The 13,525-nt window shown below is 62.7% G+C and carries 15 protein-coding genes; 6 read left to right on the top strand and 9 right to left on the bottom strand.

The window, feature by feature from the left end:
• Positions 1–8: 8 nt before the first annotated feature.
• The 4 genes from AC3ISR_RS19670 to yegS all read left to right on the top strand — a co-directional run bounded on the left by AC3ISR_RS19670 (position 9) and on the right by yegS (position 2,360).
• Entirely contained in the window at positions 9–314 is a 306-nt protein-coding gene (locus AC3ISR_RS19670) for a hypothetical protein (RefSeq protein WP_192296982.1), read from the top strand.
• Positions 315–338: 24 nt separating this feature from the next.
• Positions 339–668: a hypothetical protein gene (locus AC3ISR_RS19665; protein ID WP_192296981.1), complete on the top strand. Its 330-nt coding sequence runs from the start codon at positions 339–341 to the stop codon at positions 666–668.
• A gap of 138 nt (positions 669–806) precedes the next feature.
• On the top strand, positions 807–1,349 hold the full coding sequence (locus AC3ISR_RS19660) for a hypothetical protein (protein ID WP_192296980.1): 543 nt from the start codon (positions 807–809) through the stop codon (positions 1,347–1,349).
• Positions 1,350–1,442: 93 nt separating this feature from the next.
• Positions 1,443–2,360 (top strand): lipid kinase YegS, encoded by a 918-nt coding sequence (gene yegS / locus AC3ISR_RS19655; protein WP_192296979.1) that lies wholly within the window; start codon positions 1,443–1,445, stop codon positions 2,358–2,360.
• Here yegS and AC3ISR_RS19650 read toward each other — a convergent pair.
• The 3 genes from AC3ISR_RS19650 to AC3ISR_RS19640 all read right to left on the bottom strand — a co-directional run bounded on the left by AC3ISR_RS19650 (position 2,319) and on the right by AC3ISR_RS19640 (position 4,576).
• Positions 2,319–2,978 (bottom strand): response regulator, encoded by a 660-nt coding sequence (locus tag AC3ISR_RS19650; RefSeq protein ID WP_192296978.1) that lies wholly within the window; start codon positions 2,976–2,978, stop codon positions 2,319–2,321. The two genes, yegS and AC3ISR_RS19650, sit on opposite strands and share 42 nt — an antisense overlap.
• The gene (locus AC3ISR_RS19645) at positions 2,975–3,868 is read right to left on the bottom strand and encodes a sensor histidine kinase (RefSeq protein WP_463984090.1); all 894 of its coding nucleotides are present in this window, start codon (positions 3,866–3,868) and stop codon (positions 2,975–2,977) included. The genes AC3ISR_RS19650 and AC3ISR_RS19645 overlap by 4 nt, the downstream gene beginning before the upstream one ends.
• A 258-nt stretch (positions 3,869–4,126) precedes the next feature.
• On the bottom strand, positions 4,127–4,576 hold the full coding sequence (locus tag AC3ISR_RS19640; RefSeq protein WP_192296976.1) for a hypothetical protein: 450 nt from the start codon (positions 4,574–4,576) through the stop codon (positions 4,127–4,129).
• A 548-nt stretch (positions 4,577–5,124) separates the two neighbouring features.
• On the opposite strand from AC3ISR_RS19640, the gene AC3ISR_RS19635 reads away from it, so the two are divergent.
• On the top strand, positions 5,125–6,060 hold the full coding sequence (locus AC3ISR_RS19635) for a chemotaxis protein CheV (protein WP_192296975.1): 936 nt from the start codon (positions 5,125–5,127) through the stop codon (positions 6,058–6,060).
• A gap of 104 nt (positions 6,061–6,164) precedes the next feature.
• Positions 6,165–6,971: an MOSC domain-containing protein gene (locus AC3ISR_RS19630; protein WP_192296974.1), complete on the top strand. Its 807-nt coding sequence runs from the start codon at positions 6,165–6,167 to the stop codon at positions 6,969–6,971.
• 49 nt (positions 6,972–7,020) lie between these two features.
• On the opposite strand, the gene ppnP is transcribed toward AC3ISR_RS19630, so the two are convergent.
• The 6 genes from ppnP to atuC all read right to left on the bottom strand — a co-directional run bounded on the left by ppnP (position 7,021) and on the right by atuC (position 13,525).
• Positions 7,021–7,305 (bottom strand): pyrimidine/purine nucleoside phosphorylase, encoded by a 285-nt coding sequence (gene ppnP / locus AC3ISR_RS19625; protein ID WP_192296973.1) that lies wholly within the window; start codon positions 7,303–7,305, stop codon positions 7,021–7,023.
• A 64-nt stretch (positions 7,306–7,369) separates the two neighbouring features.
• On the bottom strand, positions 7,370–7,912 hold the full coding sequence (locus AC3ISR_RS19620; RefSeq protein WP_192296972.1) for a 3'-5' exonuclease: 543 nt from the start codon (positions 7,910–7,912) through the stop codon (positions 7,370–7,372).
• Positions 7,913–7,984: 72 nt separating this feature from the next.
• On the bottom strand, positions 7,985–9,868 hold the full coding sequence (locus AC3ISR_RS19615; protein WP_463984091.1) for an acetyl/propionyl/methylcrotonyl-CoA carboxylase subunit alpha: 1,884 nt from the start codon (positions 9,866–9,868) through the stop codon (positions 7,985–7,987).
• A 111-nt stretch (positions 9,869–9,979) separates the two neighbouring features.
• Positions 9,980–10,741, bottom strand: a complete 762-nt coding sequence (locus AC3ISR_RS19610) for an enoyl-CoA hydratase/isomerase family protein (protein ID WP_463984092.1) — start codon at positions 10,739–10,741, stop codon at positions 9,980–9,982.
• Positions 10,738–11,895: a citronellyl-CoA dehydrogenase gene (gene atuD / locus AC3ISR_RS19605; RefSeq protein WP_192296969.1), complete on the bottom strand. Its 1,158-nt coding sequence runs from the start codon at positions 11,893–11,895 to the stop codon at positions 10,738–10,740. The genes AC3ISR_RS19610 and atuD overlap by 4 nt, the downstream gene beginning before the upstream one ends.
• A gap of 13 nt (positions 11,896–11,908) precedes the next feature.
• Entirely contained in the window at positions 11,909–13,525 is a 1,617-nt protein-coding gene (atuC, locus tag AC3ISR_RS19600; RefSeq protein WP_192296968.1) for a geranyl-CoA carboxylase subunit beta, read from the bottom strand.

Here is a 13,525-nt window from a genome sequence, read left to right as displayed (position 1 = left end):
ATCCGAATATGTTCAAGATTACCGTTATGTTGAGTCTGTGCCTTTTGGCACTCGGCGCGTGTACGCCCTTCCAGCCTCCGCCTGGGTCCTACACCCAATGGAAAAAGAAGGGGGTCTCCCAGCAGGGCGTCGACGACGCAATGCGTGCTTGCGGGTACACCAACCTTGATGGTGTGGGAGACAAGTCGCCAATTGATGTGGTGCTGACGCGCTTCTACTGCATGAAGGATGCAGGTTTTACCCGCAAGGACAACCTGGACCTGTGCAAGGAAGGCCGCATCGGCGAATCGCCGGTGTGCGAAGGCCGCCGCTAATCCATCACTAAAAGGAACCAAGGAATGATCGATCTACGCAAAGGACTGTACGGCGCCGCATTGGTGCTGGCGGCAACCACCCTGGGCGGTTGCGCCTCGTCGGCCGCCGTCACTGGCGAGCCAGGAGTGAACATGGGTGACAGCTACCAGAAGGTGCTCGCCGTGGTCAGCCGTAACAACACCGTGACCAAGCAAGTCGATGGCCAGGGCTTTCGCGCCGAGGGCTATTCGCCGATGTTCAAGGATTGCCGCGCCAAGTACTTCCTGTTCCAGGGCGCCGACGGCTTGCAGCGCGTGAGCTACGAACCGGCGCCGCACCTGTCGGTCAACCAGAACTGCCGCCAGCCCCAGTAATGAGCGGGCTTGCCCGCGCTGGGTGGCGAAGCCGCCCCAATCCATACACCGCGTTTATCCTGTTAAACCGTGTCGCCAGGTTTTGGGGCGGCTTCGCAACCAGCGCGGGGCAAGCCCGCTCACTACAAGGATGTGCTGATGAAGTATCCAAGCGTTATTGCTGTTGTGTTGTTCGCGCTAAGCGGCTGCGGCCAGGTGGCGAACATCCGTTCGTTGTCCACCGGCTACGTACCGCCGCAAAGCGGCGAGACTGCGCGGGTGCGCATTGTCACCGACGGCCTGGTGCGCGCCGTGCCTGGGCGTGATTGCCTGGACTGGAACGTGCCGGGCGCCGGGGTGATGGCGTCGGTGAAAGCCGGTTTTCCCGATCACAATGGCGAAAACCTCGGCATGCCCGGGCCGATCTACTCGTGGGCCGGTGCGGTCACGTCGGAGTTGGTGGTGCCGGCGAACAAACCCATCGCGTTCCATTATCTGGGCCGGCTGCAATACCCTCGCCAGTGCGCCAAGACCATGACCTTTGTCCCCAAGCCAGGGCGTGACTACATGGTGCAGGCGTCCATGTCGGCAGATTGTTCGATCCTGCTCGACGAGTTGCCGGTGGACGGCAAGCAATGGCTGCGGATCGAACCGACCCCGGTGGGCAAAGTCCCGATGTGCAACGCGATGGATAATTTCTAGGGCGGCAGATTAATTTGCCTCGCCGATGGCTTTTTTCCGGTTGCCAAAGGTCCACATCCTTCATGCACCTTTGAATCCAGGAGTAAGCCCGCTATGACCAGCCCCAAGGCACTGTTGATCCTTCACGGCAAGCAAGCCCTCAACGAGGACGTGCGCGCCGCGGTGCTGGCTCGGCGTGAGCAGGGCTGGGAGTTGGCGGTGCGCGTCACGTGGGAGGGCGGCGACGCCAGGCGCCTGGTGCATGAGGCGCTGGACGCGGGCTACACCCACCTGATCGCCGGCGGCGGTGACGGCACCTTGCGCGATGTCGCCGAAGCCATGGCCCAGGCCAAGACCGACGCGAGCCTGGTGCTGATGCCCCTGGGTACCGCCAATGACTTCGCCCGCGCCGCCGGTGTGCCGCTGGCGCCAGCCGAGGCCCTGGCCCTGTTGGACGTGCCGCCCAAGGCCATCGACCTTGGCCAGGCCGGCGAACAGATCTTCCTGAACATGGCCACCGGCGGCTTCGGCAGCCAGGTCACCGCCAACACCTCCGAAGACCTGAAAAAAGTGCTGGGCGGCGCCGCCTATCTGTTCACCGGGCTGACGCGCTTCAGCGAGCTGAAGGCGGCCTATGGCGAACTGGAAGGGCCGGGCTTTCACTGGAAGGGCGACCTGCTCGCGCTGGGCATCGGCAACGGTCGCCAGGCGGGCGGTGGGCATGTGCTGTGCCCGGGGGCGATGGCCGACGATGGGCTGCTCGACATCAGCATCCTGCCGGCGCCCCAGGAAGTGGTCGGCACGTTGCTGACCCTGATGACCGACGGCGGTCTGGACAATATCTTCGTGCGGGCGCGGTTGCCGTGGGTCGAGATCAAGGTGGCCGACGGGCTGTATATCAACCTCGACGGCGAGCCGCTCAAGGGCGACGACTTGCGTTTCAGTGCACTGCCCAAGGCCTTGCGCGTGCACCTGCCGGTGGGGTCGCCGCTAGTCGTCGAGGCTGATGATTTGCTCGCGCACCGCGAATAACACCAGGCCCGCCACGTCGAAAATCTGCAGGCGCTTCATGATCTGCGAACGGTGCGCCTCCACGGTCTTGATGCTCAATCCCAGGCCGTGGGCGATCTCCCGGGTGGACTTGCCGCGCACGATCAAACGCAAAATCTCCAACTGACGCGCCGTGAGGTTATGACTGTGGGCGATGGCCGCGGCGGGCGCCTGGCTGCGCACCAGCGCCTGGTTGATCACCGTATGGGCAATTGCCGGGCTCAGGTAGCGTTCGTTGTTGCGCAGCGCCAGCAGGGCGTGTTCCAGCTCGCTGGCGCTGGTGTCCTTGAGCAGGTAGCCGTGGGCGCCAGACTCCAGGGCACGCATGATCAGCTCCGGGTCGGTGTGCATCGACAGGATCAACACCTTGCACTTGGGATGGGCGCGCTTGAGCTGCTGCAACGCGTCCAGGCCGCCCATGTGCTTCATCGACAGGTCGAGCAGCACGATGTCCGGTTGCAGCGCGTCGAACTGCGCCAGCAACTGCGCGCCGTCGCCAGCCTCGCCGACCACCGCATAGCCGGGTATATCCATGATCAGCGCGCGCACGCCAGCGCGGATCAGCGCGTGATCATCCACCAGCAGTAAATTGCACGTCACTCTAGCACCTTAGGCGCGCTGGCCCGTTCGAGGGCGCGGGGTGCCCAGGGGAAAAGGGCGTCGATCCGCGTGCCGCAGCCTGGCTGGCTGAGCACCGCCAAGGTGCCCCCCAGTTGATCGATGCGCTCGGCCATCCCGGCCATGCCCCGTTGCCCTTCCAGGCCGGGGTTGGAGGCGGGCGAAAAACCCTGGCCATCATCGCAGATGCTCAGCGACAGGCCTTCCGGCAAGCGTTGCAGGCGCACCCGCAGGTTGCGCGCCTGGGCGTGGCGCAACATGTTGGTCACCGCTTCCTGGGTGATGCGAAACGCGGCCACGGCCATTTCTTCGGGGATGCCGGTGAGCCGTTGCTGGCACTCCAGGCTCCAGTGGATGGGGGTGTTTTCCAGGGTCTTGAGCAGGTGCGCGCGCAGGCTTGCTTCCAGGCCCAGGCTCGCCAGCTGGCGCGGGTTGAGGATGGCGGACACATCGCGCACTTTCGCCAGGGTTTCACTCAGGGTGTTGCACAGCACCGTGCATTGGCCTTGCAGCTCTTGGGGCATGCGCCGTTGCAGCCATTCGCTTTGCAGCTTGGCGGCGGTCAGCAGTTGGCCGATGTCGTCGTGCAGTTCACGGCTGAGGCGGTGGCGTTCGTTTTCCTGGACTTGCAGCAGGCGGTCCGCCAGTTCCTGGGGTTGGAACTTGATGGATTTACGCGAGGACCACTGTTGCAGGGCAACGATGCTCAAGGTGCTCAGGTTGAGCAGGAGCAGCGCCAGCGGCACCGGCGCAGAGCGGCTGTAGGCCCAGAGGCTGATCAGCAGCGAACACAGGCACAACGCGAGAATGATGCGGCGTGCCTGACTGCGGGAAATGGATTTGGCGAGGAGTGACTTGAGGCTGGCGTACATAGCGGATGCTTTTTCAGTTTTTATGCATCATGAAGTTGAGTCACTTCGAGGGCTGCATGGTAACACTTTGATTACCGTTGGTCGCCAAACGTCACTTTAGCAACGAAGGTTATATATCGCCGCTCGCGCTGTATAAGCGTGTGCTTATAACCGGCGTTATTTTGCCGGGATATAAGTGCACGTCGCGTATTAGTTAATGTTGTCGTTTTTGGATAAGTCATTGATTAAAAGCGACAACTTTACCCAGTCAGCATGCAGTCATGACGCGTGATGCAGGCGCTGCTGTGGTTTATGGCCGAAGTTTTTCTGCGGGATCTGCAAGGCCACCGTCGCAATCAAAGTGGTTTGTTCGCTTTCGTCCAGGCCCAGTTCGCCGGTACGCGTGTCGATCAGTTCCAGTTGCCAGGCCAACAACGTCAGGCAGGCATGCAACGCATCCAGGGCCTGATCATGCAGTTGCAGCGGGTTGACGGCGTTGGCGATCAGGTACTGGATGTGCCGCGAGAATTCGCTGATGGCCTGCAGGGCCAGGCTATCGGCCTTTTCGGCTAGTTTGGTGAGGCTGAGTTTCATGCAGTCGATCGCATCGCTGTCGTTGCGGATCAGATGCAGGTGGCTCAGGCATTCTTCCGACTTGGCCAGCAGTGTTTCCGCTTCGAGCAGAAACTCTGGAAGTGCGGTTTGCCATTCGTTTGCGCTATTCATCATGCAAGTCTCCACAACGTAAGGTCGTAAGGTCGGGCGATGAGATGCCGCATCGGGTGAATGGCGTAAAACTAGCGCTGAAATATGACTTGGGTCTGTAGGGGGCGTCTGAACTTTTAGTAGGACGTTTATTTGAATGCACACAAAAACCGCGCATTGCCCACATCATTGGCGGCGTTTGCGCGGCTTTGGTTGCCAGCATGTAAATGTCTGGAAGACCCGTGGGCGGGGGGCTTGGCATAGCAAACAAAAGCCTGACTCCATTCATGCAAGTGAGAATGGCGTCACATTAATGGCTATTAGATATTGCGAATATCAGGTTGGGCCTGATTGCGTATAGGGGAATCCCTTATATGACGGAACCTTGCGTCGGTTTGAGTGTCGCCGTGGGTCGCAAGATTGCCATATGAAGCGTCAGGCCAGTAAAGCATGATGTCAGTGTGACATCAATTAAATTACGTGGCATTTTAACGGGGTCAAGATCTGGCGGTCGCCGCCGATAAACAGCCATAAGTGAGCTACACAAACCCTTAGCGCATCAGGAGCTTTTAATGGCCGGCATTCTCGACACGGTAGATCAACGTACGCAACTGGTCGGTGAGAATCGTCTGGAGATCCTCATGTTTCGCCTGGCCGGGCGGCAGCTGTTCGCAATCAACGTGTTCAAGGTGCAGGAAGTCCTGCAATTGCCCAAGTTGACCCTGATGCCCCAGCGCCATCCGTTTGTCTGCGGCGTGGTCAACCTGCGCGGCCAGACGTTGCCGGTGATCGACCTGTCCCAGGCCATCGGCATGCGCCCATTGGTGCCGGGTCCGAACAGCACCATCATTGTCACCGAGTACAACCGCTCGGTGCAGGCGTTCCTGGTGGGCGGCGTGGACCGCATCGTCAACATGAACTGGGAAGCCATCCTGCCACCGCCGACCAGCGCCGGGCGCCAGCATTACCTCACGGCCATCAGCAAGGTTGACGACCAGTTGGTGGAAATCATCGACGTGGAAAAAGTCCTGGCCGAAATCGTGCCGTACAACGCCAAAGTCTCGCGGGAAAAACTCGAAGACCCGGTGCTGGAGCGTGCACGTGGCCGCGAAGTGCTGCTGGTGGATGACTCCAACGTGGCCCTGTCGCAACTGCGCGATACCCTCGGCCAACTGGGTGTGAAGATGCACATCGCCAGTGACGGCCTCAAGGCGTTGAACATGCTCAAGGCCTGGGCCGACGCCGGCCATGTGATGACCGACAAGCTGCTGATGATCTTCACCGACGCTGAAATGCCCGAGATGGACGGTTACCGCCTCACCACCGAGATCCGCAATGACCCGCGTCTGCGCAGTCTTTACGTGGTGTTGCACACTTCACTGTCGGGCAGTTTCAACGAATCGATGGTGAAGAAGGTCGGCTGCGACAACTTCCTGTCCAAATTCCAGCCCGACAAGCTGGTGGACGTCGTGCGTCAGCGCCTGATGCTGGACGAAGCGCCCGTTTGACCTGAGGCGAGGGCGCAAGCTCTGTCGCCACAGGTTCAGCACAAGGTGCCAGAAGGTGGGGATTGGGATAGGGTAGTGGCTTTCGTCCCAAGGAACGCAGGCCCATGCTTCGTCTCAGCGCGTTGTACCGTTACCCCTTGAAGTCCGGCAAGGCCGAGGTCTTGCAACAGATCGGCCTGGATAAACTCGGGCTGGACGGCGACCGACGCTGGATGCTGGTGGACGAGGCCAGCGGGCGTTTCCTCACCCAGCGTGCGGTGGCGAAGATGAGCCAGCTGTCGGCTCTGTGGAACAGCGCCGGTGGCCTGACCCTCAGTTCACCCGGCCACCCCGCGCTGGACGTGACGCTGCCCGGCAGCGACGCTGAGTTGCGCGGCGTGACCATCTGGCGCGACACCCTGCGCGTGCCGGATGCGGGTGATGCCGCGGCGGCCTGGGTCAGCCGTTTTATCGGCAAGCCCACGCGCCTGGTACAGATCCCCCTGGAACGCGCCCGCACCACCGAAGCGGGTTACGGCAAGGACGATGACCAGGTCGCGTTCGCCGATGGTTACCCGTTGCTGGTGATCGGTCAGGCGTCCCTGGACGACCTGTCGCAACGCATCGGCCGTCCCATGGAAATGCTGCGTTTTCGCCCCAACCTGGTGATCGAAGGCAGCGCGGCCTTTGCCGAAGACGGTTGGAAACGCCTGCGCATCGGCGATGTGGAGTTTCGTGCGGTCAAGCCCTGCTCGCGTTGCATCCTCACCACCATCGACCCGCAGACCGGCGAGCGCAGCGCCGACCGTGAACCCTTCGCCACCCTGGAGACCTATCGCAAGACCGAGAACGGCGCGATCTTCGGGCAGAACCTGGTCAACGATGGCATCGGCCAACTGGCCGTCGGGATGCCGGTAACGATCCTGGAATAAAAAAAGCCCGTCTCCTGCGAGACGGGCTTTTTTTTCCGCACGCGACGGCTTAGCCGCGGTATTCGCACAGGTAAGCAGTGTCTACGGCGACTTTCAGCTGGAACTTGCTGTTGGCCGGTACGTTGAACTGGCTGCCGGCGGCGAAGGTTTCCCACTCGCCGGCTTCAGGCAGCTTGACGGTCAGCGCGCCGGACACCACGTGCATGATTTCCGCTTGGGCGGTGCCGAATTCGTATTCACCCGGGGCCATCACGCCGATGGTCGCCGGACCTTCTGCGGTGCCGAAAGCGATCGACTTGACGGTGCCGTCGAAGTACTCGTTGACTTTAAACATGGGTGAATCCTCGGAAAAAGGGTCTGGAAAGGTCGGCCAGTATGCCCAAGGGCAGGGGAGCTGCCTAGACCGGCAAAATCAGCGGCAGCAGGCGTGCCGTGTTACGCGCATCCTCCAGGGCCCGATGTTGCTGACCCTGGAACTGCATCCCCGCCAATTGCAGTGCGCCGTTGAGCCCCAGCGGCTTGTCCAGCCGCCGGGCCTTGGCAAAGCGTTGCTTGAGGTTCACATGGGGCGTTTGCGCCAGTGCGCTGGCCAGGCCATGGCGCTGCCATTCCAGTTCCAGTTGCTTGCGGTCGTAGTCACCCCAACTGCTCCAACCTTCCAGGCGCGCCTGATGCTGGGCCAGCCAGCGCTCGAACAGCGGCCACACCTCGGTGATCGGCGCGGCGCCGTCGATATTGGCCTGGGTGATGTGGGTCAGCTGGCGGCAGAAGGGCGTCAGCAAGGGCCGGCGCAGGGGCCGCACAAAGCGCTGGAAGTGATCCAGTTCGCGGCCCTGGCGGTTCACCAGACTCGCGCCGATCTCGATGACTTCCATCTCCGTCACGGGCCAGCCGCCGTCATCCGTGGTGGCTTCAAGGTCAATAACAAGCCAATGAGGCATCGTGCAGGTTCCCGTCTCTTCCCTTCTTGATGGGGATAGAGCGTAGCCCGGCCGCGTAGTTCCGCCTAGGCGTTATTCGATCTCCAGCAATACCTGGCGGTTGCGCACCTGATCGCCGGCGATCACCTGCACGTCCTTGATCACCCCGTCGATGCCGGCCAGCAGTGGATGCTCCATTTTCATCGCTTCGAGCACCAGCAACAGTTGGCCTTTGCTGACGCTGTCACCGGCGCAGACGCGCACATCGACAATGGCCCCATCCATCGGCGCCTTGACCGTGCCGCTGCGCGCGTCGGCCTGGCGGCGGGCGACTTGTTGGGTGCGGTTGGTCACGCTCAGGCCCGGCAGCCACAGTTGGTCGCCGTCGAGGTGGTAGGCGATGCGTCGGCGGATGCCGTTGAGTATGGCGCTGACGTGGCGGCCGTCGCTGGTCAGCGCCAGCGGGGCAACGCTGACGCTATGCAGCGTGTCGTTGACCTCCAGGCGGTAAGTGCCCGGCACACCGACGTTGTTGCGCCAGCCCGCCAGGCCCGGGGGATGCCGCTCGGCGCTGTGCTGATAGAACAGCGCGGCGGCCAGGGCGAGTTGTTCGGCTGATACGGGCGGTTGCGCGATGTCGTTGAAGTGTTCGGCGATAAAGCCGGTGCTGAAATCGCCGCCGATAAAATCCGGATGCCTGAGCAACGCCACCAGTAACCGCTGATTGGTGGTCACGCCGAGCAACAGCGTGTCTTCCACCGCCCGCAGCAGCTTGCGCCGCGCTTCTTCGCGGGTGGCGCCGTGGGCGATGATTTTGCCCAGCATCGGATCGTAGAACGGGCTGATGCGCTGGCCTTCGCTGACGCCGTGATCGATACGTACCCCCGCTGCTGGCGTCCAGCGCAGCACTTCGCCGGTTTGCGGCAGGAAGCCCTGGGTCGGGTCTTCGGCATACAGGCGCACTTCCATGGCGTGGCCGGTCAGGCTCACCTGCTGTTGCGTCAGCGGCAGTGGCTGGCCGGCGGCGATCTGCAATTGCCAGTCGACCAGATCAAGGCCGGTGATCAGCTCGGTGACCGGGTGCTCCACTTGCAGGCGGGTGTTCATTTCCAGGAAGTAGAACCGGCCATTGCGGTCGAGCAGGAACTCCACAGTGCCGGCACCCACGTAATTCACCGCGCGCCCGGCTTTCAGCGCGGCTTCGCCCATGGCGTGGCGCAGGTCGGGCGTCATCACCGGGCAGGGCGCTTCTTCGATGACTTTCTGGTGGCGGCGCTGGATCGAACAGTCGCGTTCACCCAGGTAGATCAAGTGGCCGTGGCTGTCGCCGAACAGCTGGATCTCGACATGGCGCGGCTCGATCAGTGCCTGTTCGAGGATCAGTTCGTCGCTGCCAAAGGCGTTGCTGGCTTCGGAGCGTGCGGTGTGGAGGTTCTCCAGCAACGTCTCGGCACTGTGCACCAGGCGCATGCCGCGCCCGCCACCGCCGGCGCTGGCCTTGATCATCAGCGGGTAGCCGACGCGCTCGGCTTCGCGTTGCAGGGTGGCGTCGTCCTGGGCACTGCCCTGGTAACCGGCGATGCACGGCACACCGGCGTCGAGCATGGCAAGTTTGGACCGACGCTTGCTGCCCATCAGCTCGATGGCCTCGGCGCTGGGGCCGATGAAGGTCAGGCCGGCCGCCAGACAGGCGCGGGCGAAGTCGGGGTTTTCCGAGAGGAAACCATAGCCGGGGTGGATCGCATCGGCGCCGGTTATTCGAGCCGCTGCGAGAATCGCCGCCGTATTCAGGTAGGACTGCTGCACGGGCGCGGGGCCGATAGGCACCGCTTCATCGGCCATCTGCACATGCAGGGCGTCGGCGTCGGCGTCGCTGTAGACGGCCACGGTGCGATAGCCCAGGGCTTGGGCGGTGCGCTGGATGCGGCAGGCGATTTCGCCACGGTTGGCGATGAGAATTTTGCTGAATGTGGGCATGGAGTTATCCCTCGGCTGATGGGGTGTTGGTTCTGGCCTCATCGCAGACAAACCAGCTCCCACAGGTGGAACGCATTTCAACATGTGGGAGCGGGCTTGCTCGCGAAAGCGTCATTTGCACCACCCAGGCATGCGCTTTTGCACAAACGCCCGCGTCCCCTCAATCCCTTCCTCCCCACGCACCGCTTCGGCAAACCACTGCGCCCCGCGATCCAGCACACGTTCCAGCGGCTCATCCACACTGGCCAACAACAACGCCTTGGTCCGCCCATTCGCCCCCGGCGCGCAGCGCAACACCTGGCCCAACAGCTCATCCAGGCGCTCGGCCAATGCCTGGGGATCGCGCTCGGTAAAGTGCACCACGCCTAATCGCTGCGCCTCCACCCCATCGAACCGCGCTGCCGTCAGCGCCAGCCGCCGTGCCTGGGTCAGGCCGATACGCTTGACCACAAACGGCGCAATCTGCGCTGGCAGCAACCCCAGCCCTGTCTCCGGCAAGCCGAACTGCGCCTGATGATCAGCCAGTGCGATGTCGCTCACACAGGCCAAGCCAAAGCCACCGCCGAGCACCGCGCCTTGCAGCACTACGATCACCACCTGCGGCACGGCTTCGACGGCTTGCAGCAAGGTGCCGAACGCCCGGTTCAGCGCCTGCAAATCACTGCCCGCGGCGGCCAGGTCCTTCACATCCGCGCCGGCGCAAAAATGCCCACCGGCGCCGCTGATCACCAGCGCCCGGGTGTGGCCATCCAGCTGTGCCAACACGGCATGCAGTTCGTTGACCATCTCCAGGCTCATCGCATTGCGCGATTGCGGGCGGTTGAGGGTGATGTGCAGCACACCGTTGTGTGATTCCAGCAACAGGGTATTCATGGTTTTTTCCCCGGCAAGGTGCCCATCAGTTTGCAGATGATGCCCAGCATGATTTCGTCGGCGCCGCCGCCAATCGACACCAGCCGCACATCGCGATAGGCGCGCGCCACCGGGTTGTCCCACATAAAGCCCATGCCGCCCCAGTATTGCAGGCAGCTGTCGCTGACTTCACGCCCCAGGCGCCCGGCCTTGAGCTTGGCCATGGACGCCAGGCGCGTGACGTCCTGGCCTTTGATGTATTGCTCGGTGGCCTGGTAGACCAGCGCGCGCAGGCATTCGATTTCGGTGGCCAGTTCGGCCAGGCGAAAGTGGATGACCTGGTTGTCGATCAGCGCCTTGCCAAAGGTCTGGCGTTCCTTGCAGTACTCGATGGTGCTGTCGATGCAGTACTCCAGGCCCTTGATCATGTTGGCCGCGCCGAACAGGCGTTCTTCCTGGAACTGCAACATCTGCATCATGAAGCCCGCGCCTTCGTGGCCGATGCGGTTGCGCTGTGGTATGCGCACATTGTCGAAGAACACCTGGGCGGTCTCGGAGCTGCGCATGCCGAGCTTTTCCAGGGGCTGGCTGACGCTGATCCCCGGTGTGTTCATCGGCACCATGATCAGCGATTTGTTGATGTGCGGCTTGTCGTCGGAGGTGTTGGCCAGCAGGCAGATAAAGTCGGCGCTGGGCGAGTTGGTGATCCACATTTTGCTGCCGTTGATCACGTAGTCGTCGCCGTCCTTGCGCGCATGGGTCTTGAGCCCCGCCACATCTGAACCGGCACCCACTTCCGACACGCCGATGCAGCCGACCTGCTCGCCACTGATGGCCGGGCGCAGGAACTCGTCGCGCAGTTCATCGCTGCCGAAGCGGGCGAGGGCGGGGGTGCACATGTCGGTCTGCACGCCGATGGCCATGGGGATGCCGCCGCAGCGGATGCTGCCGAATTCTTCGGCGGCGACGATGGAGTAGCTGTAGTCCAGGCCCATGCCGCCGAATTGTTCCGGCTTGGAAATACCCAGCAGGCCGAGGTCGCCGGCCTTGCGGAAGATCTCGTGGATGGGAAAGCGCCCGGCTTTTTCCCATTCATCCACATAGGGGTTGATCTCGCGGTCGACGAAGGCGCGCACGGTGCGGCGCAGTTCCTGATGTTCCTGGGTAAAAAGCATTTTTATTGTTCTCCTAGAAGCGCGCTACGCCGAAGGTATTGGGTTGCAGTTCACGCATCTGGGCCTCGTGGCAAAGGTCCAGCAGAAAGCCGAGCAGGGTCCGTGTATCCCGGGGGTCGATCAGCCCGTCGTCCCACAGGTTGGCACTGCCGTAGAGGGCGGTGGACTGGCTGTCGAGCTTCTGCGCGGTGACTTGCTCCAGCATGTCCAGCACCTTGGGATCGGGCACCAGGCCGTCTTTCAATTGCTTGGCCTCGGTGACGATCCGCAGCACCTTGCCCGCCTGCGCGCCGCCCATCACCGCCGTGCGGCTGTTGGGCCAGGCGAAGATGAAGCGCGGGTCCAGGCCACGGCCGCACATGGCATAGTTGCCGGCGCCGTAGGAGCCGCCGAGCACAATCGTCAGTTTAGGCACTCGCGCATTCGCCACCGCCTGGATCATCTTCGCGCCGTGCTTGATCACCCCTTGTTGTTCCGATTCGGTGCCGACCATGAAACCGGTAGTGTTGTGCAGGAACAGCAGTGGCGTGCGGCTCTGGTCGCACAGCTGGATAAATTGCGCAGCCTTGCTCGCGCCTTTTGGCGTGATCGGGCCGTTGTTGCCGATCACGCCGACGGCGCGGCCCTGGATGTGCAGGTGGCCGCAGACGGTGTGGGCATCGAACTCGCCTTTGAATTCGAGCAAGCGCGACGCGTCGGCCAGGCGCGCGAGGACCTCGCGCACGTCGTAGGGTTTTTTCGGGTCGTCCGGGATCAGGCCCAGCAGCTCTTCGATGGGGTAGAGCGGTTCGTCGTAGGCGCGCTTGGGCACCTGCGGCAGTTGATCATTCCATGGCAAAGCGCTGACGATCTCACGCACGATGCGCACGCCATCGGCATCGTTTTCCGCCAGGTATTCCGCGGTGCCGGCGATTTGGGCGTGCATTTCGGCACCGCCCAGTTCCTCATCGGTGGCGACTTCGCCGGTGGCCGCCTTGAGCAACGGCGGCCCGGCGAGGAACAGCTTGGCCTTGCCGCGCACCACCACCACGTAATCCGACAACCCCGGCTGATACGCCCCGCCCGCCGTGGCCGAACCGTGCACCACGGTGATCTGCGGCAAGCCCATGGCCGACATGCGCGCCTGGTTGGCAAAGCTGCGCGCGCCTTCGACGAAAATTTCGGCGGCATAGTTGAGGTTGGCACCGCCGCTCTCGGCCAGGGTCACCACCGGCAGTTTGTTTTCCATGGCGATCTGTTGCAGGCGCAGGGATTTTTTCAGCCCCGTGGGGGAAATCGTGCCGCCCTTGATCGCGCTGTTGTTGGCCACCACCAGCATGCGCACGCCACTGACGTAGCCGATACCGGCGATCAAGCCACCGCCGGCGGCGCTGCCGTCCTTGTCGTCGTGCAGCTTGTAGCCGGCCAGGCTGGCGAGTTCGAGGAACGGCGCGCCCGGGTCCAGCAGCAGATTGAGGCGCTCACGGGGCAGCAGTTGCCCGCGCTTGTCGAACTTGGGCCTGGCCTCTTCGGCCTTGTTCAGCAGGTTCTGCTCCAATTGGCGCAGGTGCTGGATGCCCACCAGCATGGCTTCACGGTTCTGCGCGAACTGGGCGCTGTGGGGGTCGATCAAGGATTCAAGCACCGGCAT

This window comes from Pseudomonas sp. GL_117 (assembly GCF_057835125.1).
Note: the sequence above shows the minus strand (reverse complement) of the source record. Positions and strands in the feature narration are given on the sequence as shown.